Annotated in this window: 25 protein-coding genes; 14 read left to right on the top strand and 11 right to left on the bottom strand. The window is 72.3% G+C overall.

Translation table 11 applies throughout. The features are described from left to right. The first annotated feature begins 79 nt into the window (after positions 1–79). Together ACWC97_RS06455 and ACWC97_RS06450 are read left to right on the top strand one after the other, a co-directional pair. Positions 80–538, top strand: a complete 459-nt coding sequence (locus ACWC97_RS06455) for a hypothetical protein (RefSeq protein ID WP_450647769.1) — start codon at positions 80–82, stop codon at positions 536–538. Further along, positions 535–1,122: a DNA-3-methyladenine glycosylase I gene (locus ACWC97_RS06450; protein WP_352278254.1), complete on the top strand. Its 588-nt coding sequence runs from the start codon at positions 535–537 to the stop codon at positions 1,120–1,122. Before ACWC97_RS06455 ends, ACWC97_RS06450 begins: the two co-directional genes overlap by 4 nt. 15 nt (positions 1,123–1,137) lie before the next feature. Here ACWC97_RS06450 and chcB read toward each other — a convergent pair whose 3' ends face one another. Then, positions 1,138–1,950, bottom strand: coding sequence for a 2-cyclohexenylcarbonyl CoA isomerase (gene chcB / locus ACWC97_RS06445; RefSeq protein ID WP_450648191.1), 813 nt, complete (start codon positions 1,948–1,950; stop codon positions 1,138–1,140). A 312-nt stretch (positions 1,951–2,262) separates the two neighbouring features. Between chcB and ACWC97_RS06440 the strand changes: the two genes are divergently transcribed. After that, on the top strand, positions 2,263–2,430 hold the full coding sequence (locus ACWC97_RS06440) for a DUF3117 domain-containing protein (protein WP_003966491.1): 168 nt from the start codon (positions 2,263–2,265) through the stop codon (positions 2,428–2,430). 94 nt (positions 2,431–2,524) lie between these two features. On the opposite strand, the gene ACWC97_RS06435 is transcribed toward ACWC97_RS06440, so the two are convergent. Continuing rightward, entirely contained in the window at positions 2,525–3,190 is a 666-nt protein-coding gene (locus ACWC97_RS06435; protein ID WP_352278256.1) for an O-methyltransferase, read from the bottom strand. A gap of 182 nt (positions 3,191–3,372) precedes the next feature. Here ACWC97_RS06435 and sigE point away from each other — a divergent pair, with 182 nt between their 5' ends. The 5 genes from sigE to ACWC97_RS06410 all read left to right on the top strand — a co-directional run bounded on the left by sigE (position 3,373) and on the right by ACWC97_RS06410 (position 8,277). Then, complete coding sequence (sigE, locus tag ACWC97_RS06430; protein WP_352278258.1) at positions 3,373–4,134, top strand: RNA polymerase sigma factor SigE; 762 nt, start codon at positions 3,373–3,375, stop codon at positions 4,132–4,134. After that, a complete protein-coding gene (locus ACWC97_RS06425; protein ID WP_450647766.1) occupies positions 4,131–5,147 on the top strand; it encodes a zf-HC2 domain-containing protein in 1,017 nt (338 codons plus the stop codon). Before sigE ends, ACWC97_RS06425 begins: the two co-directional genes overlap by 4 nt. Positions 5,148–5,256: 109 nt before the next feature. Then, on the top strand, positions 5,257–6,891 hold the full coding sequence (locus ACWC97_RS06420; protein WP_450647764.1) for a S1C family serine protease: 1,635 nt from the start codon (positions 5,257–5,259) through the stop codon (positions 6,889–6,891). A gap of 102 nt (positions 6,892–6,993) precedes the next feature. Next, positions 6,994–7,470 (top strand): sec-independent translocase, encoded by a 477-nt coding sequence (locus tag ACWC97_RS06415; protein ID WP_450647762.1) that lies wholly within the window; start codon positions 6,994–6,996, stop codon positions 7,468–7,470. A gap of 120 nt (positions 7,471–7,590) precedes the next feature. Beyond that, positions 7,591–8,277 (top strand): hypothetical protein, encoded by a 687-nt coding sequence (locus ACWC97_RS06410; protein WP_352278265.1) that lies wholly within the window; start codon positions 7,591–7,593, stop codon positions 8,275–8,277. A gap of 72 nt (positions 8,278–8,349) precedes the next feature. On the opposite strand, the gene ACWC97_RS06405 is transcribed toward ACWC97_RS06410, so the two are convergent. From ACWC97_RS06405 to ACWC97_RS06395, 3 genes are read right to left on the bottom strand one after another with little or no spacing between them, the layout of a single operon-like run. Next, positions 8,350–9,483 carry an Mrp/NBP35 family ATP-binding protein gene (locus ACWC97_RS06405; RefSeq protein WP_352278267.1) on the bottom strand — a complete coding sequence of 378 codons (1,134 nt, stop codon included), beginning with the start codon at positions 9,481–9,483 and terminating at the stop codon, positions 8,350–8,352. A gap of 54 nt (positions 9,484–9,537) precedes the next feature. Beyond that, complete coding sequence (locus ACWC97_RS06400; protein ID WP_450647760.1) at positions 9,538–10,095, bottom strand: DUF1003 domain-containing protein; 558 nt, start codon at positions 10,093–10,095, stop codon at positions 9,538–9,540. Continuing rightward, positions 10,085–11,353 carry a magnesium transporter MgtE N-terminal domain-containing protein gene (locus ACWC97_RS06395; protein WP_352278269.1) on the bottom strand — a complete coding sequence of 423 codons (1,269 nt, stop codon included), beginning with the start codon at positions 11,351–11,353 and terminating at the stop codon, positions 10,085–10,087. Before ACWC97_RS06395 ends, ACWC97_RS06400 begins: the two co-directional genes overlap by 11 nt. Positions 11,354–11,557: 204 nt before the next feature. Here ACWC97_RS06395 and ACWC97_RS06390 point away from each other — a divergent pair, with 204 nt between their 5' ends. Beyond that, on the top strand, positions 11,558–12,319 hold the full coding sequence (locus tag ACWC97_RS06390; RefSeq protein WP_450647758.1) for a hypothetical protein: 762 nt from the start codon (positions 11,558–11,560) through the stop codon (positions 12,317–12,319). Between the two features lie 11 nt (positions 12,320–12,330). Here ACWC97_RS06390 and ACWC97_RS06385 read toward each other — a convergent pair whose 3' ends face one another. Both ACWC97_RS06385 and ACWC97_RS06380 read right to left on the bottom strand, forming a co-directional pair. Then, the gene (locus tag ACWC97_RS06385; RefSeq protein ID WP_385214031.1) at positions 12,331–12,852 is read right to left on the bottom strand and encodes a hypothetical protein; all 522 of its coding nucleotides are present in this window, start codon (positions 12,850–12,852) and stop codon (positions 12,331–12,333) included. Positions 12,853–12,896: 44 nt separating this feature from the next. Next, complete coding sequence (locus ACWC97_RS06380; protein WP_352278273.1) at positions 12,897–14,012, bottom strand: magnesium and cobalt transport protein CorA; 1,116 nt, start codon at positions 14,010–14,012, stop codon at positions 12,897–12,899. Positions 14,013–14,459: 447 nt separating this feature from the next. Between ACWC97_RS06380 and ACWC97_RS06375 the strand changes: the two genes are divergently transcribed. After that, a complete protein-coding gene (locus ACWC97_RS06375) occupies positions 14,460–15,044 on the top strand; it encodes a suppressor of fused domain protein (RefSeq protein ID WP_385214025.1) in 585 nt (194 codons plus the stop codon). An 87-nt stretch (positions 15,045–15,131) separates the two neighbouring features. Here ACWC97_RS06375 and ACWC97_RS06370 read toward each other — a convergent pair whose 3' ends face one another. After that, entirely contained in the window at positions 15,132–16,364 is a 1,233-nt protein-coding gene (locus tag ACWC97_RS06370) for an MFS transporter (protein ID WP_450647755.1), read from the bottom strand. Between the two features lie 167 nt (positions 16,365–16,531). Here ACWC97_RS06370 and ACWC97_RS06365 point away from each other — a divergent pair, with 167 nt between their 5' ends. The 3 genes from ACWC97_RS06365 to ACWC97_RS06355 all read left to right on the top strand — a co-directional run bounded on the left by ACWC97_RS06365 (position 16,532) and on the right by ACWC97_RS06355 (position 18,935). Continuing rightward, positions 16,532–17,170 carry a DUF6758 family protein gene (locus tag ACWC97_RS06365; RefSeq protein ID WP_450647753.1) on the top strand — a complete coding sequence of 213 codons (639 nt, stop codon included), beginning with the start codon at positions 16,532–16,534 and terminating at the stop codon, positions 17,168–17,170. A 123-nt stretch (positions 17,171–17,293) separates the two neighbouring features. Then, positions 17,294–18,160 carry a PHP domain-containing protein gene (locus tag ACWC97_RS06360; RefSeq protein ID WP_450647751.1) on the top strand — a complete coding sequence of 289 codons (867 nt, stop codon included), beginning with the start codon at positions 17,294–17,296 and terminating at the stop codon, positions 18,158–18,160. Between the two features lie 169 nt (positions 18,161–18,329). Further along, positions 18,330–18,935, top strand: a complete 606-nt coding sequence (locus tag ACWC97_RS06355) for a MarC family protein (RefSeq protein ID WP_450647749.1) — start codon at positions 18,330–18,332, stop codon at positions 18,933–18,935. 76 nt (positions 18,936–19,011) lie between these two features. On the opposite strand, the gene ACWC97_RS06350 is transcribed toward ACWC97_RS06355, so the two are convergent. Continuing rightward, complete coding sequence (locus tag ACWC97_RS06350; protein ID WP_352278284.1) at positions 19,012–19,164, bottom strand: hypothetical protein; 153 nt, start codon at positions 19,162–19,164, stop codon at positions 19,012–19,014. A 211-nt stretch (positions 19,165–19,375) separates the two neighbouring features. Here ACWC97_RS06350 and ACWC97_RS06345 point away from each other — a divergent pair, with 211 nt between their 5' ends. Next, the gene (locus ACWC97_RS06345; protein ID WP_352278285.1) at positions 19,376–20,263 is read left to right on the top strand and encodes an NYN domain-containing protein; all 888 of its coding nucleotides are present in this window, start codon (positions 19,376–19,378) and stop codon (positions 20,261–20,263) included. A 21-nt stretch (positions 20,264–20,284) separates the two neighbouring features. Here ACWC97_RS06345 and ACWC97_RS06340 read toward each other — a convergent pair whose 3' ends face one another. Both ACWC97_RS06340 and ACWC97_RS06335 read right to left on the bottom strand, forming a co-directional pair. Continuing rightward, entirely contained in the window at positions 20,285–21,136 is an 852-nt protein-coding gene (locus tag ACWC97_RS06340; protein ID WP_385214011.1) for an alpha/beta fold hydrolase, read from the bottom strand. 121 nt (positions 21,137–21,257) lie between these two features. Beyond that, positions 21,258–23,105, bottom strand: a complete 1,848-nt coding sequence (locus ACWC97_RS06335) for a DEAD/DEAH box helicase (protein WP_450647746.1) — start codon at positions 23,103–23,105, stop codon at positions 21,258–21,260. Positions 23,106–23,122: the final 17 nt, after the last annotated feature.

The following is a 23,122-nucleotide window of genomic DNA, read 5'->3' as shown; positions in this document are numbered from 1 at the left end:
TCGCCCCGTCCGGCACCGGCTGTCGGTGCCGCATGGCACGATCGGACCCGGACAGGTTTCCGCTTCCGGGGAGATGCGCGTGTTCTGGTTCTTGCTGGTGACGATGGTCGTGGTGGTGGCCGCGGTCACCCTGGCGGTGGTCGGCGGGGGGAGAACGGCGATCCTCCAGGACGTGGCGCCCGAGCGGCTGACCGACCCGCTGCCGGAGAACCGCCCGGTCGGCCGGGCGGACCTCGACGCCCTGCGGCTCCCGGTGGCCCTGCGCGGCTACCGGATGATGGACGTCGACGTCGCGCTCGACCGGCTCGGTGCCGAACTCGCCGAGCGGGACGCGCGGATCGCGGAGCTGGAGTCCGCGCTGGCCGGTGTGCAGGCCACGGCGGTCGGCGGCCCCGGCCTCGTCGATCCCGGCCTCGTCGAGGGGACGGGGGCCGAGGAGCGGCCGCTCCTCCCCGAGGACCGGCCGAGGGCCCCCTGGGAGGCGCCCGCCGAGCGGCCCCGGCCCACGGACGAGTCCGGAGAGGAGCCCCGGCGATGAGCGGCGGCACGGAGAAGGGCCCGGACGGCGCGCCGCGCTGCCCCTGGGGCCTGTCCACCGAGGACTACCTCGCGTACCACGACACCGAGTGGGGCCGCCCCGTCCACGGCGACGACGCCCTGTTCGAACGGCTCTCCCTGGAGGCGTTCCAGTCCGGCCTCTCCTGGCTGACGATCCTGCGCCGCCGGGAGGGCTTCCGTACCGCCTTCGCGGGCTTCCGGATCGCCGAGGTCGCGGAGTTCACCGACACCGACCGGGAGCGCCTCCTCGCCGACGCGGGCATCATCCGCAACCGCGCGAAGATCGACGCGACCCTCGCCAACGCCCGGACGCTGGCCGGCTGGAGCCCCGGCGAGCTGGACGAGCTGATCTGGTCCCACGCCCCGGATCCGGCCGGCCGCCCGGCCCCGCGTTCCACGGGCGACGTGCCCGCGGTCACCACGGAGTCCACCGCCCTCGCCAAGGACCTGAAGAAGCGCGGCGTCCGCTTCGTCGGCCCCACCACGGCCTACGCCCTGATGCAGGCGTGCGGTTTGGTCGACGACCACCTCGCCGACTGCGTGGCGCGCGGCACCGGGGCGTAGGGGCGGGGCCGGGGGCTACCGGCCGAGGTACTTCGGCTTCTCCTTGCCGAGGAACGCCCGCACCGCGATCGTGTGGTCCTCGGAGGCGCCCGCCCGGGTCTGGAGCTCGTCCTCCTTCTCCAGAGCCTCGTCCAGGCCGTGGTCCGCGCCGTACGCGAGCGACGCCTTCAGCGCCGCGTAGGCCACCGTCGGCCCGTCGGCCAGGGCGCGGGCCACCGCCGCGGCCTCCGGGGCCAGCTCGGCCGCGGGCACCAGCCGGTTCACGATGCCCAGCTCGTGGGCGTCCTTCGCGGAGATCGAGCGGGGGAAGAGCAGCAGGTCGGCGGCGCGGCTCTGGCCGATCAGCCGCGGCAGCGTCCAGGAGACGCCCGAGTCCGCGGTGAGGGCCACCCCGGCGAAGGAGGTGTTGAACGACGCGGTGTCGGAGGCCACCCGGTAGTCGCAGGCGAGCGCGAAGCCGAAGCCCGCTCCGGCGGCCACCCCGTTCACCCCGGCCACGACCGGCTTCGCCATGCCGGTGATGGCCCGCACGATCGGGTTGTAGTGCTCCCGTACGGTGCTCAGCGCGTTGCCGCCGCCCGCCTCCCGGGTGCGTTCCAACGTGGCGACGTGCTCCTTCAGGTCCTGACCGACGCAGAACGCCCGCCCGGACGCGGTGAGCAGCACGGCCCGTACGGCGGTGTCGGCGGCCACGGCCTCCAGCGCGTCCCGCAGCGCCTCCTTGGCCGCGGTGTTCATGGCGTTCATCGCATCGGGGCGGTTGATCGTGATCGTCGCCAGTCCGTCGCTCACTTCGCAGAGCACGCTGTCCGCCATGTGGTCGGCCATTTCGTCGTCCCTTCGCACCTGGGCCATGCCTGTCCAGGCAAGCATGGCCGACTCCGGCGACGGCCGACATGTGACCTGCGTCTAATATTCGCGCCCCGTCATGGGGGTGCGAGGGCCGGAGTATCGCAGGCCGATCGCCGAATTGGGTGGTTTTGCGAGAGCGCGTTGCACAAGAGATGCAGACCGATGTTGGTCATTGGGGTCGATGATGCGGGATAATGGCCTGGAAGCAATGTGTTCGATGCCGGTGACACAGCGCCTTTCATTGGGGCCGCCGGTTGCAATGAGCTGGTTTCAGGAAGGGGAACGAGCATGGCGGCCATGAAGCCGCGGACGGGCGACGGCCCGCTCGAGGTGACAAAGGAGGGGCGGGGCATCGTCATGCGAGTTCCGCTCGAAGGCGGCGGTCGGCTTGTCGTGGAGCTGACGCCGGACGAGGCCGATGCGCTCGGCGACGCTCTCAAGAAGGTCGTCGGCTGAACCCAGGAGCCCAGACTTCCGCCACTGCCCCGGTACGTCGTCCGTACCGGGGCAGTGGCATGTTCGAAGCAGTCCGTATCCGGCGGGGCCGGGCTCAGCCCCGGCGCACTGCGCACAGCAGCCCGTCGCCCACCGGCAGCAGCGTCGCCATCAGCTCCTGGCTCTCCCGCGCCGCGCGCAGCAGCTCCCGCACCCGCAGCACCTCGGCGGGCTGCGCCGCCGAGTCGACCGTCCGGCCGTCCGCGAACATGCCCTCGAAGCAGACCAGGCCGCCGGGGCGCAGCAGGCGCAACGATTCAGCGAGGTATTCGAGGGTCTCCAGCCGGTCGCCGTCGCAGAAAACGAGGTCGTAGCCGCCGTCCGCGAGGCGCGGCAGCACGTCCAGGGCGCGGCCAGGGATGAACCGGGCCCGGTTGGCGGCGTAGCCCGCGGCCCGGAACGCCTCGCGGGCGAACTGCTGGCGCTCGGGCTCCGGGTCGACCGTGGTCAGCACGCCGTCCGGCCGCATCCCGGCCAGCAGGTAGAGCCCGGACACGCCCGTGCCGGTGCCGATCTCGGCCACCGCTTTGGCGTCCGTCGTACCGGCGAGCAGACGCAGCGCGGCGCCGGTACCTGGCGACACCGGGCGGAGCCCCGTCTCGTGGGCCCGGTCGCGGGCCCAGAGCAGTGGTTCGTCCTCGGCGACAAAGGCGTCGGCGAACGCCCAGCTCGTCTGCCGGTTGGCGGTAATGACCCTCTCCTGTCCCCTTAGTTGGCGCAACGGTGACTGTATCCGCTGTGCCCGGGAACCCGCAGATGGGACCAGGCGTTATGCGGGGGCGGGGGAAAGCCCGTGGAAACGGCCGGTGGATCGGGCCGACTTTCCGCGGGCCGGCGGTTCCCGGGGTGACCCCCGGCCCCAGCAGGAATAAGGCTTATCCGGAGCTAACGGGCGAGGTCGCTATGGTAGGGGCTCCACTGGACACCACCAGAGCCGATAGGGGAGGTGCGGCTGCGCCTGTGGATCGGGGAGGAGTGCTGCGGCGCTTTCTCAGGTCGGCGGGTGAGCCGAAATCCGTGACCAACATCGCTGACCGTTCTTCCAACGACTCCGCAACGACCGCGACCTTCGCCTCCGACGCGGAATCCCAGGCGTGGACACCGCCCTCATGGGAAGAGATCGTCAGCACGCACAGCGGCCGGGTCTACCGCCTCGCCTACCGGCTGACGGGCAACCAGCACGATGCGGAGGACCTCACGCAGGAGGTCTTCGTCCGGGTGTTCAGGTCCTTGTCGACCTACACGCCGGGCACGTTCGAGGGCTGGCTGCACCGCATCACGACCAACCTGTTCCTGGACATGGTCCGCCGCAAGCAGCGGATCCGGTTCGACTCCCTCGGTGACGACGCCGCCGAGCGGCTGCCGAGCCGTGAGCCCTCCCCGCAGCAGGTCTTCAACGACACCCACTTCGACGCGGACGTGCAGCAGGCGCTGGACACCCTCGCGCCCGAGTTCCGGGCCGCCGTCGTGCTCTGCGACATCGAGGGCCTCTCGTACGAGGAGATCGCCGCGACGCTGGGCGTGAAGCTCGGCACCGTGCGCAGCCGCATCCACCGCGGGCGCTCGCATCTGCGCAAGGCCCTGCGGCACCGTTCGCCCGAGGCCCGCGCCGAGCAGCGCTCGCTGGCGGGCGCGGTCCTGGCGGGGGAGGGCGGAACGGCGTGAGTGGCACAGGTCCGACCCCCGCGGAACAGCATCTGGGGGACCGTCTCGCCGCGCTGGTCGACGGCGAGCTGAAGCACGACGCCCGGGAGCGGGTCCTCGCCCACCTCGCGACCTGCGCCAAGTGCAAGGCGGAGGCCGCGGCGCAGCGGCGCCTCAAGAACGTCTTCGCCCAGTCCGCCCCGCCGTCGCCGTCCGAGGGCTTCCTCGCCCGGCTGCAGGGCCTTCCCGGTGGACCGGGAGGTGACGACGGCGGGCCGGGCAGACCATTCGGCGGCTCCGGACGGATCGCCGACGGATTCTTCCCCGTGACCCGGCCGTCCGGCAGCCGCCCCGACGCACCGGTGAACGGGCCGCTCGGCGGCTTCGGCTACCTTCCGGTTCCGCACGGCTCGTCCGCCGTGCTGCCGGCCGCCCCCGCCCGTTCCGGATTCCGTATCCACGAGGTGGGGCGGGAGGGTGAGCGATCGCCCTGGCGCGGCCGGAGGTTCGCCTTCGCGGCGGCGAGCGCCGTCTCGCTGGCCGCGATCGCCCTCGGCGGTGCGCTGCCCTCGGGGTCCGGCACGAGCACGTCCACGCGGGCGGCGGGCGGCGGGAACGCGGTGACTCCGCTCGACTCCACGCTCCGGGGCGAGAAGACCGGCTCGGTCAGCCGCCGCAACAGCGGCGGTCAGGGCCTGCTCAGGGTGCGCGAATCGGGCGGCGGCCCGTCCGTCGCGGCTCCGTCCGGTGCGCCGGACGCCGCCGGCGCGGTGCGGCCCGTCACCGCCGTCACCCCGGCGGTGCTCTCCGGCGAGAGCCTCGCGGGCTCCCCGTTCACCACGGGGATGCTGAACAGCGTGCCCGCGCCGCCGCTGATACGTCCGACCACCACCACCCCGCTCTTCGCCGAGGTCTTCGGGCGGCTGGCCGCCCGGCCCTCGGCGTCCGCCGCACCGCAGCCGGGGGCGCAGCCGTCGGATTCGGCCCTGCCCACCCCCGCCGAACTCCGCCTGCCGCTCTCCGCCCGGCGCTGACGGGGTCTGCGCAAGCATTCGCAAACCTGGTTGAATTCCGGGAGCAGTTCCGGGAGGACGCTCCCTGGTGGGGCGTGCACAGGCCAGTCGCGGCAGTTGCGGGGAGAGCATGGAAGACGGCAAGTCCACCGGCCCGAAGGCGAAGTGGTGGAGCAGGCCCACACCGGTGGGCGCCACCCGCACCGCGTCGGACGAGCCGCCCGCCCTCGCGGAGGCCCCGCCCCCGGCCGACGTACCGGCCCCGCCGCCGGCCGACGCGCCCCCGGCGCTGTCCGACGTACCGGCGGCCCGGCCGGTGAAGCCGCTGCACGAGCCCGACGAGTACAGCACCCCGCCCTACGGCGGCCCCGGCCCCTGGGCCCCCGCGCCTCCCGTGCAGCGGCCGGTCCCCACCCCGGCGCACGGCACCCCCGTACCCCCGCAGTACCCGGGGACGAACGGCGCGGGCATCCCCGTACCGCCATCGGCCGCGCCGCCCGTTCCGGTTCCGCCGGTGCCGGCTTCCGTCCCCGCGCCGCAGCCCCAGCAGCCGCAGCCGGGGCCCGCGCAGTGGCTCCAGTACGACCCCTGGGGCGCCCCCGGGCAGCCGCTCACCAACCCGGGCCCGCCGTCCGGGGCGGGGGCCGGCCGGAAGAAGAGCCGCGGCGGCTCCCTGCTGGTCGGCGGGCTGCTGCTCGCCCTGGTGGCGGGCGGGATCGGCGGCGGCATCGGCGCCTACATCGAGCGCAACGGCGGCCTCACCCGGGTCGAACTCCCGCAGGCGTCCCGGGACACCGGCGGCCGCGCCCCCGACAGCGTCGCCGGAATCGCCGCCAGCGCCCTGCCCAGCGTGGTCACCCTGCACGTCAGCGGCTCCACCGAGTCCGGCACCGGCACCGGTTTCGTCCTGGACTCCTCGGGCCACATCCTCACCAACAACCATGTCGTGGCCCCGGCCGGCCGGGGCGGCCGGATCACCGTCACGTTCAGCGGCGGGGAGACCGCGCGCGGCGAGGTCGTCGGCAAGGACAGCGGCTACGACCTGGCGGTGGTCAAGGTCAGCGGGGTCTCCGGCCTCAAGCCGCTGCCGCTGGGCAACTCCGACAACGTGCGGGTCGGCGACCCGGTGGTGGCCATCGGTGCCCCCTTCGACCTGTCCAACACCGTCACCTCCGGCATCATCAGCGCCAAGGACCGGCCGATCACCGCGGGCGGCGAGAAGGGCGACGGCAGCGACATCAGCTATGTCGACGCGCTCCAGACCGACGCGCCGATCAACCCGGGCAACTCCGGCGGTCCGCTGGTCGACGCCGCCGCCCATGTCATCGGCATCAACAGCGCCATCCGGGCCGCCGACAGCAGCGCGTCCGAGGAGGGCGGCCAGGCGGGCTCCATCGGTCTCGGCTTCGCGATACCGATCAACCAGGGCAAGCGGGTCGCCGAGGAGCTGATCAACACCGGGAAGGCCACCCACCCGGTGATAGGCGTCACGCTCGACATGAAGTACGCCGGGGACGGCGCCAGGGTCGGTGCCAAGGGTGCGGGCGGGACGCCCGCGGTGACGCCGGGCGGTCCCGGGGCCAAGGCCGGGATCAGGCCCGGGGACGTCATCACCGAGGTCGGCGGCCGGCGGGTGCACAGCGGCGAGGAACTGATCGTGAAGATCCGGGCGCATCGTCCCGGCGACCGTCTGGAGCTGAAGCTGACCCGTGGTGGTAAAGACCTGTCCATCTCTTTGACACTCGGCTCCGCCAGCGGAACGTGACGGGTCCGGCGCGCTACCGCGTGGGCGGTTTCGACGGGTACCGTGGCCCGAGTCCGGACCTCGACCGACAAGGTCTCGGAGGAGAACACAGGGAGCAACAGGGTGTTCAATGACATAGGCGTACTGGAGCTGGTGACCATCGCGGTTCTGGGCATGCTGATCTTCGGCCCGGACAAGCTGCCGAAGGTCATCCAGGACGCCTCGCGCTTCATCCGCAAGGTCCGTGAGTTCTCCGAGAACGCCAAGCAGGACATCCGCACCGAGCTGGGTCCGGAGTTCAAGGACTTCGAGTTCGAGGACCTCAACCCCAAGACGTTCGTCCGCAAGCAGCTCATGGAGGGCGGCGACGACCTGGGGCTGAAGGAGATCCGCGAGAGCTTCGACCTCCGCAAGGACCTGAGCGAGGTCGCCGACGCGGTGAACGGCCGGGAGGTGGAGTCCGCCGACTCCCACAGCAGCGTGTCCGGCGCTTCGGCGATCACCGCCGCCAACGGCTCCGCCGGCGCTCCCGACCTGCTCAAGAAGCGTGACCAGCCGGGCAAGGACGACCGTCCGCCGTTCGACGCCGACGCCACCTGACCCCCTGCCAATCCCGGCTCGTCCGGAGGCTATGGCTATTCTCCATCTGTCCGGTTGTGAGTACGCCCGCCGGGGGGCGGGCCGTTCCGGACCCAACGGATCGAGGAGGCGGCCGGGCAGATGGAGACGACGAGTCGGGTGGGCGCGGAAACCGCGCCGGACACAACCACCGCGGAAGACCCGCAGGGCACGGCCACCGCGGACGGAGTGTCGGCCGCCCGGCGTACGGTCGTCGACGGCTTCCTCGCGGCGACGTTCCCCTGGTACGGACTGGACGGGGCCTTCACCGGCCCGCGCCGGCTGATGCAGGTGGGCACCGCCGCGGACGGCACGGTGCAGCACGGCTCCATCGGTCACGGCGACGAGCTGTCGGTCCGGGAGGCGGGCGCCGAGAAGCAGCGGTTCGCGGTCGTGGTGTCGATGGCCAGCAGCCCGGTGCGGCACAGCGGCGACGGTACGGGGGTGCTGGACGCGACCACGGTGTCGTCCGCGGCCTGGCTGGCCGGTTCCGGCCTGCTCGCCTGCACCTGGCCCGCCCAGATGGACCACGCGCTGCGCGACGACTGGCTCGACCAGCAGACGGAGACGGCGTTCGAGCTCGCCGACGACCTGGACGGACCCGCCTGGTCGGCCCTGTCGCTGCCGGTGGACGGCGTCCCGGTGCACTTCCACTACCGCGAGTCCGAGTACGGCTGGGTGCTGGCGGGCTCCACGCCCGAGGGCGTCCACCTCGGGGCGTACGGGCGCGGGATGAGCGCGTACGGGCTGGGCTTCTCGGTCATCGAGGACATCGGGACGTACGCCTGAAGCCGCGCGAAGAGGTTCGGAACGGGGGCGGGCGGTGACCGGGTGGCCCGGTCACCGCCCGCCCCCGTTCGCTCAGAACTTGTTGCGCGGGGTGATGCCCAGCGACATGCCCGACAGGCCGCGCTGACGGCCGCCCAGCTTGTCCGCGATGGTGCGCAGCGCCTTGCCGGCGGGGGAGTCCGGGTCGGAGAGCACGACCGGCCGGCCCTCGTCGCCGCCCTCGCGCAGCCGTACGTCGATCGGGATGGAACCCAGCACCGGCACCTCCGCGCCGACCGTCTTCGTCAGCCCCTCGGCGACCTTCCGGCCACCGCCGGTGCCGAACACGTCGACCATCTCGTCGCAGTGCGGGCAGGGCATGCCCGACATGTTCTCGACGACGCCGACGATCTTCTGGTGGGTCTGCACCGCGATCGAACCGGCCCGCTCGGCGACCTCGGCCGCCGCCTGCTGCGGGGTCGTGACGACCAGGATCTCGGCGTTCGGCACGAGCTGCGCCACGGAGATCGCGATGTCGCCGGTGCCCGGCGGCAGGTCGAGCAGCAGCACGTCCAGGTCGCCCCAGTACACATCGGCGAGGAACTGCTGGAGCGCGCGGTGGAGCATCGGCCCGCGCCAGACCACCGGGGCGTTGCCCGGGGTGAACATGCCGATGGAGATGACCTTCACGCCGTTCGCCGACGGCGGCATGATCATGTTCTCGACCTGGGTCGGCTTGCCGTCCGCGCCGAGCATCCGGGGCACGCTGTGGCCGTAGATGTCCGCGTCCACGACGCCGACCTTGAGGCCCTCGGCGGCCATCGCGGCCGCCAGGTTGACGGTCACGGACGACTTGCCGACGCCGCCCTTGCCGGAGGCGACGGCGTAGACGCGGGTCAGGGAGCCGGGCTTGGCGAACGGCACCTCGCGCTCCGCCGTACCGCCGCGCAGCGAGGCCGCCAGTTCCTTGCGCTGCTCGTCGCTCATCACGTCGAGCGTGACGTCGACCCGCGAGACGCCCTCGACGCGGGCGACCGCGTCCGTCACGTTCTTGGTGATCGTCTCGCGCATCGGGCAGCCGGAGACCGTGAGATAGACCGTGACAGCGACTGCACCGTCAGCGTCGATCTCGACCGATTTCACCATGCCGAGTTCGGTGATCGGGCGGTGGATCTCCGGGTCGTTCACTGTCGCCAGTGCCTCAAGCACCGCGTCTTCCGTAGCCATACCTCGATAGTACGGGGGCGCGCGGCGCTGGTTGCTACGCGCGAGTAGCGGCTGTCAGCGGTCTTCGTCACTCTCGGCCCGGAACAGTTCCCTCCGGTCGTCCAGGTCCCGCACCAGGTCTTCCAGCTCGGAGCGGATCCAGTCGCGGGTGGCGACCTCGCCGAGCCCGATCCGCAGTGCCGCGATCTCCCGGGTGAGGTACTCGGTGTCCGCGATGGAGCGCTCGTTCTGCTTGCGTTCCTGCTCGTGGGTGACGCGGTCGCGGTCGTCCTGCCGGTTCTGCGCGAGCAGGATCAGCGGGGCGGCGTAGGACGCCTGGAGCGACAGCATCAGCGTCAGGAAGATGAAGGGGTACGGGTCGAACCGCCAGTCCTGCGGTGCGAAGACGTTCCAGACGAGCCACGCGATGATGAACAGCGTCATCCAGGCGATGAAGCGCCACGTTCCCAGGAAGCGGGCGATCCGCTCGGAGAACCTGCCGAACGTCTCCGCGTCGTACTCCGGGACCAGCCGCCGCTTGGGGAGCTTTGGCTGGTCGAGGCGGGTGCGGGGCGGGCGCACGACGCCCGGGGCGCCCGTGGACGCCGGCTTCCCGCGGTCCTCACCGGCCATGGGGGGCCTCCGCGTGGAAGTCGGTCTCCCGCCAGTCGTCGGGCAGCAGGTGGTCGAGCACGTCGTCGACCGTCACCGCGCCGAGCAGCGACCCGCTCTCGTCCACCACGGGCACCGAGACCAGGTTGTACGCGGCCAGATAGCTCGTCACGGCGGGCAGCGGGGTGTCCGGGCCGAGCGGGACGAGATCGCTGTCCACCACCGAGCTGACCAGGGTGTACGGCGGGTCGCGCAGCAGCCGCTGGAAGTGGACGGTGCCCAGGTACCTGCCGGTCGGCGTCTCGTCGGGCGAGCGGCACACGTACACCTGGGCGGCGAGCGCGGGGGAGAGGTCGGCCTGCCGGACCCGGGCCAGCGCGTCGGCCACCGTCGCGTCCGGCCGCAGGATGACCGGCTCCGTGGTCATCAGGCCGCCCGCCGTCCGCTCCTCGTACGACATCAGGCGCCGTACGTCGGCCGCGTCGTCCGGGCGCATCAGGGTCAGCAGCCGTTCCTTGTCCTCCTCGGGCAGCTCGGACAGCAGGTCGGCCGCGTCGTCCGGGTCCATCGCCTCCAGGACGTCGGCGGCGCGCTCCTCCTGGAGCTTGCCGATGATCTCCACCTGGTCGTCCCCGGGCAGCTCCTCCAGGACGTCGGCGAGCCGGTCGTCGTCGAGCGCGGCGGCGACCTCGGCCCGCCGCTTGGGCGACAGGTGGTGCAGCGCGTTGGCCACGTCGGTCGGGCGCAGCTGTTCGAAGGTGGCGACCAGGGACTCCGCCCCCTGCCCCTCCTCCTCCAGGGAGAACCCGCGCACCGCCGACCACTCGACCGTCAGGGTCTCGCCCTTGCGGCGCAGCGCCCCGCCCTTGCCCTTGCGCACGAAGTACTTGTCGATCTCCCAGTCGCGGCGGGCCGGGAGCTGCTGGATGGAGACGTCCAGGACGGTGACCTCCTCGCCGGTCTCGACCAGGCGGACCCGCCGGTCGAGGAAGTCGCCCAGCACCAGGCGTTCGGTGGGCCTGCGTTCGAAGCGCCGCATGTTGACCACGCCGGTGGTGATGACCTGGCCGGACTCGATGCCGGTGACCCGGGTCATCGGGAGGAAGATCCGGCGGCGGCTGAGCACCTCGACGACGAGGCCCAGCAGCCGGGGCGGCCGACCGCCGACCCGGAGCATCGCGACCAGGTCGCGGACGCGTCCCACCTGTTCGCCGTTGGGGTCGAAGACCGGGACGCCGGCGAGGTGGGAGACGAAGACCCGAGGGGTGCCTGCCGCCATCGCGCGCCTCCTTCCTCCGTACGGGACGTCACCGGTCAGTCCGATTGGATGTTGAATAGACCGTTATGACGTGATCAGGCTAGCCCGTACCGCTCCGGGGTGCCCCGGCGAGCGGTCCGTCCGGCTCCCTGCCGAACGGGCCGGGCGGCCCGGGTACGCTGCCGTCAGCCACCCCCCGCGATGCAGCTGAGAGGCAGTGCACCTGTGACCTCCTCCGTTCCGCCCGTCCGGGCCCGACACCGGACCGCCCTGGCCGTTCTGCTCTGCGCCGGGCTGGCCACCGGCGCCACGGCGTGCGGCGAGGACCCGGACGAGGGGACCAACGGCGTCGGCAAGCTGACCGCCGCGCAGATCGAGAAGAAGACGCAGTCCGCGGCGAACGCCGCCGACACGGTGCGGCTGGCCGGGACGCTGGTCAGCAAGGGCGGTACGTACAAGCTGAACATGCGGCTCAAGGCCGAGGGCGGCACCGGCTCCGTGGTGTCCAAGGACAGCAGGTTCGAGCTGCTGCGGATCGGCGACGAGCTCTATCTGAAGGCGGACTCGGGGTTCTGGAACCACGACGAGAAGTCCGGCGCCGACAGCGAGGCGGGTGGCGCGGCGGCGGACAAGCTGCGGAACAAGTACGTCAAGGTCCCCGAGGGCGACCCCGTCTACCAGCAACTGCGGGGCTTCACCGACAAGAAGACCCTGCTCGACGGCCTGCTCGGCCTGCACGGCACCCTCAACAAGGGCGACCGGGACACGGTCGACGGCACCCGGACCGTCCAGATCATGGGGGGCGCGGGCGAGGGCGGCACGCTCGACGTCTCACTGGAGGGCACCGCGTACCCGCTGCGCTTCGCGCGCGGCGGCGAGGCGGGGACCGTCACCTTCGCGGACTGGGGCAAGGACTTCCCGCTGGAGGCCCCGTCCGAGGTGGACACGGTCGACTACGGCAAGCAGCTGCCCCGTACGGGGTCCTGAACGGGCGGCGCTCAGCCCTTGAGGCCGCGCTTCAGCAGGCGGGGCAGCCCGGCCGGCACCGGCCGCCGGGTGGTGGCGGGCGTCGGCAGCGGGGCGGCGGCCAGCGAGCCGTCCGGCAGACCGGTGCGGACCTCGCCCGGCGTCAGCCGCAGCACCCGGCACTCGCGGGCCCAGCGCTCCGTCATCGTCTCGGCGTCCGGCGCGTTCAGCCGCTTGCCCTTGAGCTCGCCGACCGCCGCGTCCCACGCGGGCGATCCGGGCGCGAGTTCGGTGACGGCGGCCGTCCAGGCGACCAGCCGGCCGCCCTTGTCCTTGCTGCGCACGGTCACCTCGGCGGCGGAGCCGTCGGTGAGCCCGGCGGGCAGCGGCTGTTCGCCGGGGCCGTCCCCGACCAGATGCACCGCCCCCTCGTGCCACACGTGCCACACCGCCCGTGCGGGACCGGTGCCCCGCACCCATACGAGGCCGGACTTCTTGGTGGCCTCCTCGACGAGGGCCCGGGCCAGCGGCGTATCGGCGGCAGCAGCAGTCATGCCCGCACTCTAAGGGAACGGGCGGCACGGCCGCCGTCCGAGGCTCAGAGCCAGCCGTTGCGCTTGAGGGTGCGGTGGATGGAGAAGCAGACCACCCCGATGACGCCCAGCACCATCGGATAGCCGTACGTCCAGCGCAGCTCCGGCATGTGCTTGAAGTTCATGCCGTAGACACCGCAGATCATCGTGGGTACGGCGACGATCGCCGCCCAGGAGGTGATCTTGCGCATGTCCTCGTTCTGCGCCACCGTCGCCTGCGCCAGGCTGGCCTGGAGGATCGAGTTCAGCAGCTCGTCGAAGCCGATGACCTCCTCGTGGACGCGGGCCAGGTGGTCGGCGACGTCCCGGAAGTACTTCTGGATGTCCGGGTCGATCAGCCGCATGGGCCGCTCGCTGAGCAGCTGCATCGGCCGCAGCAGCGGCGACACCGCCCGCTTGAACTCCAGGACCTCGCGCTTCAGCTGGTAGATCCGCCCGGCGTCCGTGCCGCGCGGGCTGCCCTTCGCCGGGGCCGAGAAGACCCCGATCTCCACCTCGTCGATGTCGTCCTGGACCGCGCCCGCCACCGCGATGTACCCGTCCACGACGTGGTCGGCGATGGAGTGCAGCACCGAGGAGGGGCCCTTGGCGAGCAGCTCGGGGTCGTCCTGGAGCCGGTGGCGCAGCGCGCGCAGCGAGCCGTGGCCGCCGTGCCGCACGGTGATCACGAAGTCCCGGCCGGTGAAGCACATCACCTCACCGGTCTCGACGACCTCGCTGGTCGCGGTGAGCTCGGTGTGCTCGACGTAGTGGATGGTCTTGAAGACGGTGAAGAGGGTGTCGTCGTAACGCTCCAGCTTGGGCCGCTGGTGGGCATGGACGGCGTCCTCGACGGCCAGCGGGTGAAGGCCGAACTCCCGCGCGATACCGGCGAATTCCTCCTCGGTCGGCTCGTGCAGGCCGATCCAGGCGAAGCCACCCTCCTCGCGCACCTGGAGCATCGCCTCGTGCGGGGTGAGGCAGTTCGCACGCTCCAGGCGCCGCCCGTCGCGGTAGACCGCGCAGTCGACGACCGCGCTGGAGGCGGACGGGTCGCGGGTGGTGTCGTAACTGTTGTGCAGGGGGCTGGTCCTGCGCAGGGACGGCCGGACGGCGGCACGGAGGTCACGGATCATCGACATGCTGGCTCCTTCACGGAGGGCCGTCGGCGGGCACGTGGAACAGCCCGGAATGGGGACGTGGACCCACGTCCGCAAAGCGGGCGGCACCGCGGCGGCACGACGACGGCGTTCGCTACGGACAGGCAGAAGGGGAGTGCTCTTCCGTCGTGCGCGACGCCATGTACTCCGGGCACGGGGCCGGGGGTGTGGCGCGGTGCTTCGAACCTCGGCCGGTGGGGCCTCGGGTCACCGAGGGAGGCGAGGGGCGGAAGGGCGGTTGGTACTGCACGATCGACTTCGATCCATGACAGCCCCACCTCCTCCAGCCGGTCCCCCGTGGGGGATGACGTCTCGTCGGGGCGGAGAGCGACGCTTCTGCGTGCTGCCCCGAACAGCGGCCAACACTATCAGCCGACTGACGGTCAATCCCTTACTTTGCCCGTTCCATACGCGACCTATGCTCGCGGGATGGAAGAAATTCTTGCTCTGGTCGAGGCACGGCTGCGCACGGCCCTCGGCGAACCGGACGCCCGCGCCTCGGTGACCTTCCTCGGCACGGACCGGATCGAGGTGCTCCGCTTCTTCGACGGGGACGTGGTGCGCTACGCCACGCTCGGGATGTCGGCACAGCCGATGGCCGATCCGACCGCCGCGGTCGTGGACCCGCTGAAGGGGCCGCGCGCCGAGCTGGTCCTCTCCGTACGGGCCGGGCTCGCCGACACCGACGCGGTGCTGCGCCCGCTGGCCGTGCTGGCGGCGTCGCCGCAGGTCGAAGGGGTGGTCGTGGCGCCGGGTGCCTCGCTGGACCTCGGCGGTCCGCTCTGGCCGGGGGCTCCGTTCGACTCGGTGCTGGTCGCCGAGTCCGGGGGGCTGGTGGAGGATCTGGAGCTGGACGCGCCGAGGGAGCCGGTGCGCTTCCTGCCGCTGCTGCCGATGACGCCCAACGAGGCGGCGTGGAAGCGGGTCAGGGGAGCGCAGGAGCTCCAGGAGAGGTGGCTCTCGCACGGTACGGACCTGCGCGACCCGCTGCGCGGCTCGGTGCCGCTGGACTGAGCGCGGGCTCCCGCGCACATGGGGAAGCCCCGCCGCGCGGCCAAGGAGGGGGAACCGCGGGCGGGGCGGTACGGGGGAACGGGGCCGTCAGTCGGCGAAGACGGTGACCCCGTCCTCGGTGGCGTGCCCGGGCGCCAGCTCCTCGGCCTCGTGGGTCAGGGCCGAGCGGCGCAGCCAGACAACCACCGCGCCGATCACGGCGGCGGCCGCGGCGACGACGAACGGGATGTGGATGTCGCTCCACTCCTCGATCTTCGGCGCCAGGTACGGGGCGGCGGCCGCGGCGAACCAGCGGACGAAGTTGTAGCCCGCGCTGGCCACCGGACGCGGCGCGTCCGAGACGCCGAGCGCCAGCTCCGTGTAGACGGTGTTGTTCATGCCGATGAAGGCGCCGGAGACGATCGTGCAGACGATCGCGGCGGTGTGGTCGCCGTATCCCAGCACCAGCAGGTCGGCGGCGAGCAGCACCAGCGAGGCGCCCAGCACCTTCAGCGAGCCGAACCGCTTCTGGAGCCGCGGCGCGACCAGCACCGAGAACACCGCGAGCAGCAGCCCCCAGGCGAAGAACACCGCGCCCGACTTGTACGGCGTCATGTTCAGCACGAACGGGGTGAACGCCAGGATCGTGAAGAACGCGTAGTTGTAGAAGAACGCCGAGGCCGCGACCGAGGCCAGCCCGCCGTGGCCGAGCGCCTTCACCGGGTCGAGCAGCGAGGTCTTCCGCGCGGGCCGGGGCTGCTCCTTCAGGAACGCGGTGATGCAGACGAAGCCGACGGCCATCAGCGCGGCCGTACCGAAGAACGGGTAGCGCCAGCTGGCGTCCCCGAGCAGGGCGCCGAGCAGCGGCCCGCAGGCCATGCCGAGGCCGAGCGCCGACTCGTACAGCAGGATCGCCGCCGCGCTGCCGCCGGCCGCGGCGCCGACGATCACGGCCAGCGCGGTCGAGACGAAGAGCGCGTTGCCGAGCCCCCAGCCGGCCCGGAAGCCGACCAGCTCGCCGACCGACGACGAGGTGCCGGAGAGCCCGGCGAAGACGACCACCAGTGCGAGGCCGAGGAGCAGCGTCTTGCGGCCGCCCATCCGGCTGGAGACGAACCCGGTGACGAGCATCGCCACGGCGGTGATCAGGAAGTACGAGGTGAAGAGCAGGGACACCTGGCTCGGTGTCGCCTCCAGTCCCTTCGCGATGGACGGCAGGATCGGGTCCACCAGCCCGATCCCCATGAACGCCACGACGGACGCGCCCGCCGTGGCCCAGACGGCCTTCGGCTGCCGCAGGATGCTGCCCGCGCCCTGGTCGAACGGATCCTCTGTCTGCATGGGCCCTCTCGCTCTCCGATTGATCGCCCTGGGTAGCTGCGCTATGCACAGAATAAGTTAGGCAATCTAATGAGTGCAAGTTACATCTATTTCTGCTGGTGAGGTGCCCGCCGCGTACGGGTGATCTTGCTTGACGCGGCGGCGGTCGTGGAGGACCGTTGGTCGCTATGAGGGGCGAACCCAGTTGCCCGAAGTGCGGAGGCCGGGTCAGGGCGCCCGGTCTGTTCGCCGACACCTGGCAGTGCGCCGAGCACGGCAGTGTGCAGCCGCTCCAGCCGGTGATCCCGCCCAGTGTCGACGCCCTGGGCGTGGTGGTGCGCCGTGCGAAGGTCCCGGTGTGGATGCCCTGGCCGCTGCCGGTGGGCTGGCTGTTCACCGGAGTGGCGAGCGCGGGCGACGACCGCAGCGGAGGCCGGGCCACCGCCGTCGCCTGCTCCGGTCCCGGCCCGGTCGGCGGCATCGGCGAGCTGCTGCTCGTCACCGAGGACCTGGGCGTCGGCCTCGGCGCGCGCTACGCCGGGGTCGAGGGCCCCGACCCCGCCCCCTACCTGGACGTCGACGGCCCGCCGGACGTCAAGATGCTCGCCGCCGGCCGCCCCACCCCGCTCTGGAACGTCAAGGGCGCCCCGACCGACCGGGCGGTCTTCGCCGGCGAGGCGCGCGGCCTCTGGCTCTGGGCGATCGTCTGGCCCGAGCAGTCCGGACTGCTGATGTACGACGAGCTGGTCCTCGCCGATCTGCGTGACGCCGGGGGCGAGATGGACCTGGTGCCCTGCGGGGCGCTCACCCCCCGCCTGCTCGGCTGATACCCGCGCCGGGCGTCCCGTTCCGGCCGCCCGTCACGCCCGTCACATCCGTCCCAAAGGTGTTCGAACGCCGGTTATCCTTGAATGTCCCCTTGTCCGGCCCCGAATCCTGGAGTACGCGTCGTGCGCATCGACCTGCACACCCACTCCACCGCTTCGGACGGCACGGACACCCCCGCCGAGCTGGTGCGCGGCGCCGCCGCCGCGGGGCTGGACGTCGTCGCCCTCACCGACCACGACACCGTGCGCGGCCACGCCGAGGCGATCGCCGCCCTGCCCGAGGGGCTCACCCTCGTCACCGGCGCCGAGCTGTCCTGCCGGCTCGACGGCGTGGGCATGCATCTGCTGGCCTACCTCTTCGACCCGGACGAGCCCGAGCTGGCCCGCGAGCGCGAGCTGCTGCGCGACGACCGGGTGCCGCGCGCCCGGACCATGGTGCGCAAGCTCCAGGAGCTGGGCGTGCCCGTCGCATGGGAGCGGGTCGCCGCGATCGCCGGGGACGGCTCCGTCGGCAGGCCGCACATCGCCACCGCCCTGGTCGAGCTGGGCGTCGTCGAGACCGTCTCCGACGCCTTCACGCCCGACTGGCTCGCCGACGGCGGACGCGCCTACGCCGAGAAGCACGAGCTCGACCCCTTCGAGGCGATCCGGCTGGTCAAGGCGGCCGGCGGTGTCGCGGTCTTCGCCCACCCCGCCGCCGTCAAACGGGGCCGGGTGGTGCCCGAGTCCGCGATGGAGCGGCTCGCCGCCGCCGGGCTCGACGGCATCGAGGTCGACCACACGGACCACGACGAGCCGACCCGGGCCAGGCTGCGCGGGATCGCCCGCGACCTGGGGTTGCTGACCACCGGGTCGAGCGACTACCACGGCAGCCGCAAGACCGTCGGACTCGGTGAGTGCGTCACCGACCCCGAGATCTACGGCGAGATCACCCGGCGCGCCACGGGAGCCTTCCCCGTGCCCGGGGCCGGCGGACCCCGCCCGGCGTAACGGCACACGCGCCGGGGCACGTACCCCGCCGCGTCCCTCTTACCTCGACCCGTCACCGCGTACCGCTGTCGCGCGCCCGGCCAACCGGTCGATCATTGCTCCGCGATGCGCCCCTCGGGGCCCTCCTGTCCCGCCCTTCTGCTCGCCCCCTCCTCCCGCAAGGCTCACTGTGTTCGACGTCGCTGTCTTTGGGTCCCTTTTTCTCACGCTATTTGTGATTATGGATCCGCCTGGGATCACGCCGATCTTCCTCGCGCTCACGGCGGGCCGCCCCGCCAAGACGCAGCGCAAGATGGCGTTCCAGGCGGTCGCGGTCGCCTTCGGGGTGATCGTCGTCTTCGGTGTGCTCGGCCAGCAGATCCTCGGCTATCTGCATGTCTCCGTGCCCGCCCTGATGATCGCCGGCGGGTTGCTCCTGCTGCTGATCGCGCTCGATCTGCTGACCGGCAAGACCGACGAGCCGACGCAGACCAAGGACGTCAACGTGGCGCTCGTGCCGCTGGGCATGCCGCTGCTGGCCGGCCCCGGCGCCATAGTGTCGGTGATACTCGCCGTGCAGCACGCCGACGGTTTCGGCGGCCAGCTCTCGGTCTGGTCGGCGATCATAGCCATGCACCTGGTGCTCTGGGTGGCCATGCGCTACTCGCTGCTGATCATCCGGGTCATCAAGGACGGCGGTGTCGTGCTGGTGACCAGGCTCGCCGGAATGATGCTCTCCGCCATCGCCGTCCAGCAGATCATCAACGGGGTCACCCAGGTCATACAGGGCTCCTGACCGCCCGGTGGACACCACAGCGCCCCCGCACGGACCTTCCGTGCGGGGGCGCTTCGTCTTTGTACGTCGTACGGCGTTACGAAGCCGAGGATTCGGCCGGGCGGATGTAGATGCGCTGGCCGGTGGCTGCGGCCTGCTGCACGATCCGGTTGACGGAGGCGGCGTCCACGACGGTGCTGTCGACGGCGGTACCGTCGACATCGTCCAGGCGCATGATCTCGAAGCGCATAAGGCTCCCCTTCGTCTGATCCTCCTGATGGAGAACTACTGGGAGGACGGATGAAACCCGTCCGCAAGGATGAGGGCGCCGGACACCGCTGTCCCGCGCTCCACAGGGGTAACAACGGCTTGCCCGGAGCAAACATTCCCTACGCTAAGGAAATTTTTTGGATGTCTAAGTATCAGCTGGTCACCGGGCGGGCGACCGCGACGAGGCGCGGATGAACGACGAAGAGATCCGCGAGCGGCTGGACCGCACCAACGAGCTGCTCGAACGCGTGCTTGCCGAGGTGTCGCGAACGCCCTCGACCCACGCGATCTTCGTCGACGCGGGCTATGTCTACGCCGCGGCCGGACTGCTCGTCACCGGTACCGAGGACCGCCGCTCCTTCGACCTCGACGCGGAGGGAATGATCGAGGCCTTCATCGACAAGGCCCGGACGATCTTCGCCGACAGCAGACTGCTCCGCGTCTACTGGTACGACGGAGCCAGGCGGCGCATCCACACCGTCGAGCAGCAGTCCATCGCCGAACTCCCCGACGTCAAGGTCAGACTCGGCAACCTCAACGCCAACAACCAGCAGAAGGGCGTCGACTCGCTCATCCGCACCGACCTCGAATCGCTCGCCCGCCACCGCGCCATCAGCGACGCGGCCCTGGTCGGCGGCGACGAGGACCTGGTCTCCGCGGTGGAGGCGGCGCAGGGGTACGGCGCCCGGGTGCACCTGTGGGGCATCGAGGCCGGGGAGGGGCGCAACCAGGCCGAACCGCTGCTCTGGGAGGTCGACAGCCAGCGCACCTTCGACCTGGACTTCTGCCGCCCGTACGTCACCAGACGGCCCGTCACCACCTTCGAGGACGACACCCCGGCGCCGCCGCGCGACGACGTCCGCTTCGTCGGCGCGCAGATCGCCGCGGCCTGGCTGGCCGCCCGGGGCCGGGAATCCCTCGCCGACCTGCTGCCCGGCCACCCCTATCTGCCCGGCTCCGTCGACCAGGACCTGCTGGTCGAGGCCGAACGGCTGCTCCAGCACTCGCTGCGCGGCCACGCGCACCTGCGCCGGGCGCTGCGCGACGGTTTCTGGCAGCACCTCCAGTCGCAGTACTGAGGGCTCCGGGGGAGCGCCGCCCTACCGGCCGTCCCAGAACGCGGCGAGGGCGGCGGCCGTCGGCGCCGGGCGGTCCGTGTTGGGGGAGTGCCCGGCGCCGGCGATCCGGGTGCGGTGCGCGCCCAGCCGGACCGCCATCTCGTCGAGCACCGGCACCGGCCAGGTGTCGTCGCTCTCCCCGGAGAGCACATGGACCGGCAGGTCCAGGGCGGCCAGCTCGGCCACCCGGTCCGGCTCGGTCGCCAGCTGACGGCCGGTGGCGATCAGCTGGGCGGGCCGGTTCAGCAGCCAGCGTCGGCGCAGCGCCTCGCCGCCCGAGACCGTGTCCTCCGGCGGATCGAGGGCGCGCATCGCCTGCCACACCCGGGCCATGCTCATCGTCGCGAGGGCGTCGCCGAGCACCTTCGCCTTGCGCCGCTGGTCCTCCACGACGGCGGCGGGCCCCGACGACATCAGCGTCAGCGAACGGAACGGCGCGGCGTCGAGCAGCACCGCGGCGCGGGCGATCAGCCCGCCGAGCGAATGCCCGAGCAGATGGACGGTGCCCGCCCCGTCGGAGCCGAGCGCGGTGGCCTGGGCCAGTACGTCGAGGGCCAGCTCGCCCTGGGCGTACTCCTCCGGACGGTCCGTACCGGCCGGGGTCTCGTACTGCCCGCGGCCGTCCACCGCGACGGTGCGGTACCCGGCGGCCGCGAGCGGTTCGAGCAGCGCGACGAAGTCCTCCTTGCTGCCCATGTACCCGGGCAGCAGCAGGGCGGTGCCGCGCACGGCGCCGCTCGGCGAGGCGTCCAGCACCGCGAAGTCGCCGCGCGGGGTGCGGAGCTGACGGGCGTGGGCGCAGGGGGGCGGGGTGAAGGTGTGCGGCCGGCTCATGGGAGGAGGGTATGCCGCGGTGCGCCGGGGAGGCCCGGCGGGAGGGCGCCGGAAACGCCGGACGGGCCCGAGGTTGTCCCTCGGGCCCGTCCGGCGTATCGGGGCGGAGCGGTGGTGCGGCTCAGCCCTCGGTCTTGGCGGCGGCCGCACGCGGCGCCCGGCGCCTGCGCGGCTTCGCCTCGCCCTCGGCGGCCGGGGCCTCGACCACGACCTCCGCCTTCGGCTTGGCGGCCGCACGGGTACGGCGGCGCGGCCTGCTCTCCTGGACCGGCTCGGAGATCGGCGCGATCTGGAAGTCGACCTCGTCCTCGGCGGGCTTGACGACCCGGCGGCGACGCGGCTTGGTGACCGTCTGCGCCGGGGCGGCCGGCTCGGCGGCGGGCGCGATCTGGAAGTCGACCTCGGTCTCGGCCGGCTTGGCCGCACGGGTGCGGCGGCGGCGCGGCTTGGCCGCGGGGGTCTCCTCGGCGGCCGGCTCCGGCGCCGCGGCGGTCTGCGGCTCCACCTCGATCACGGCCTCCACCGTGTTCAGCACCACCTCGGCCGCGGCCTCCGGAGCGGCGGAGACCCGGGTACGGCGACGGCGGCGCGGGGTACGCGGCTCCGCCGGGGCGTCGGCGGGCGCGGCCTCGGCCGGAGCCGGAGCGGCGGCGGTGGCGTCCTCGGCGGCGACGGCCGAGCCGCCCCGGGTGCGACGGCGCTGACGCGGCGTACGCGGCGCGCGCTCCTCGCGTGCGGCGGGCGCGGCGGACGCCGCGGACTTGCGGCCCCGGCCGCCCGTCTCGCCCAGGTCCTCGATCTCCTCGGCCTTCAGCCCCGCCCGGGTCCGCTCGGAACGCGGCAGCACACCCTTGGTGCCCGCCGGGATGTCCAGCTCCTCGAAGAGGTGCGGCGAGGTGGAGTAAGTCTCCACCGGGTCGTTGAAGTCGAGTTCGAGCGCCTTGTTGATCAGCTGCCAGCGCGGGATGTCGTCCCAGTCGACCAGCGTGATCGCGATGCCCTTGGCTCCCGCGCGGCCGGTCCGGCCGATGCGGTGCAGGTAGGTCTTCTCGTCCTCGGGCGACTGGTAGTTGATGACGTGGGTCACGCCCTCGACGTCGATGCCGCGGGCCGCGACGTCGGTGCAGACCAGCACGTCGACCTTGCCGTTGCGGAAGGCGCGCAGCGCCTGCTCGCGGGCGCCCTGGCCGAGGTCGCCGTGGACCGCGCCGGACGCGAAGCCGCGCCGCTCCAGCTGCTCGGCGATGTCGGCCGCGGTGCGCTTGGTGCGGCAGAAGATCATCGCGAGGCCCCGGCCGTTGGCCTGGAGGATGCGGGAGACCATCTCCGGCTTGTCCATCGAGTGGGCCCGGTAGACGTGCTGCGAGATGTTCGCGACGGTCGCGCCCTCGTCGTCCGGCGAGGTGGCGCGGATGTGTGTCGGGTGCGACATGTAGCGGCGGGCGAGGCCGATGACCGCGCCCGGCATGGTCGCCGAGAACAGCATCGTCTGCCGCTTCGCCGGAAGCATGGTGATGATCTTCTCGACGTCGGGCAGGAAGCCCAGGTCGAGCATCTCGTCGGCCTCGTCGAGCACCAGGGCGCGGACGTGCGAGAGGTCGAGCTTGCGCTGACCGGCCAGGTCGAGCAGGCGGCCCGGGGTGCCGACGATCACGTCGACGCCCTTCTTGAGCGCCTCGACCTGCGGCTCGTACGCCCGGCCGCCGTAGATCGCGAGCACGCGGACGTTGCGGACCTTGCCGGCGGTCAGCAGGTCGTTGGTCACCTGCTGGCAGAGTTCACGGGTCGGGACGACGACCAGCGCCTGCGGCGCCTCGGTCAGCTCCTCGGTCGCGGCCCGCCCGGCCTCGACGTCGGCCGGGACGGTGACGCGCTCCAGCAGCGGCAGACCGAAACCGAGGGTCTTGCCCGTGCCGGTCTTGGCCTGCCCGATGACGTCGGAGCCGGAGAGCGCGACGGGGAGCGTCATCTCCTGGATGGGGAACG

This window comes from Streptomyces sp. NPDC001108, assembly GCF_053598535.1.
The sequence above is the reverse complement of the archived record's forward strand: the minus strand, read 5'-3'. Positions and strand labels throughout refer to the sequence as shown.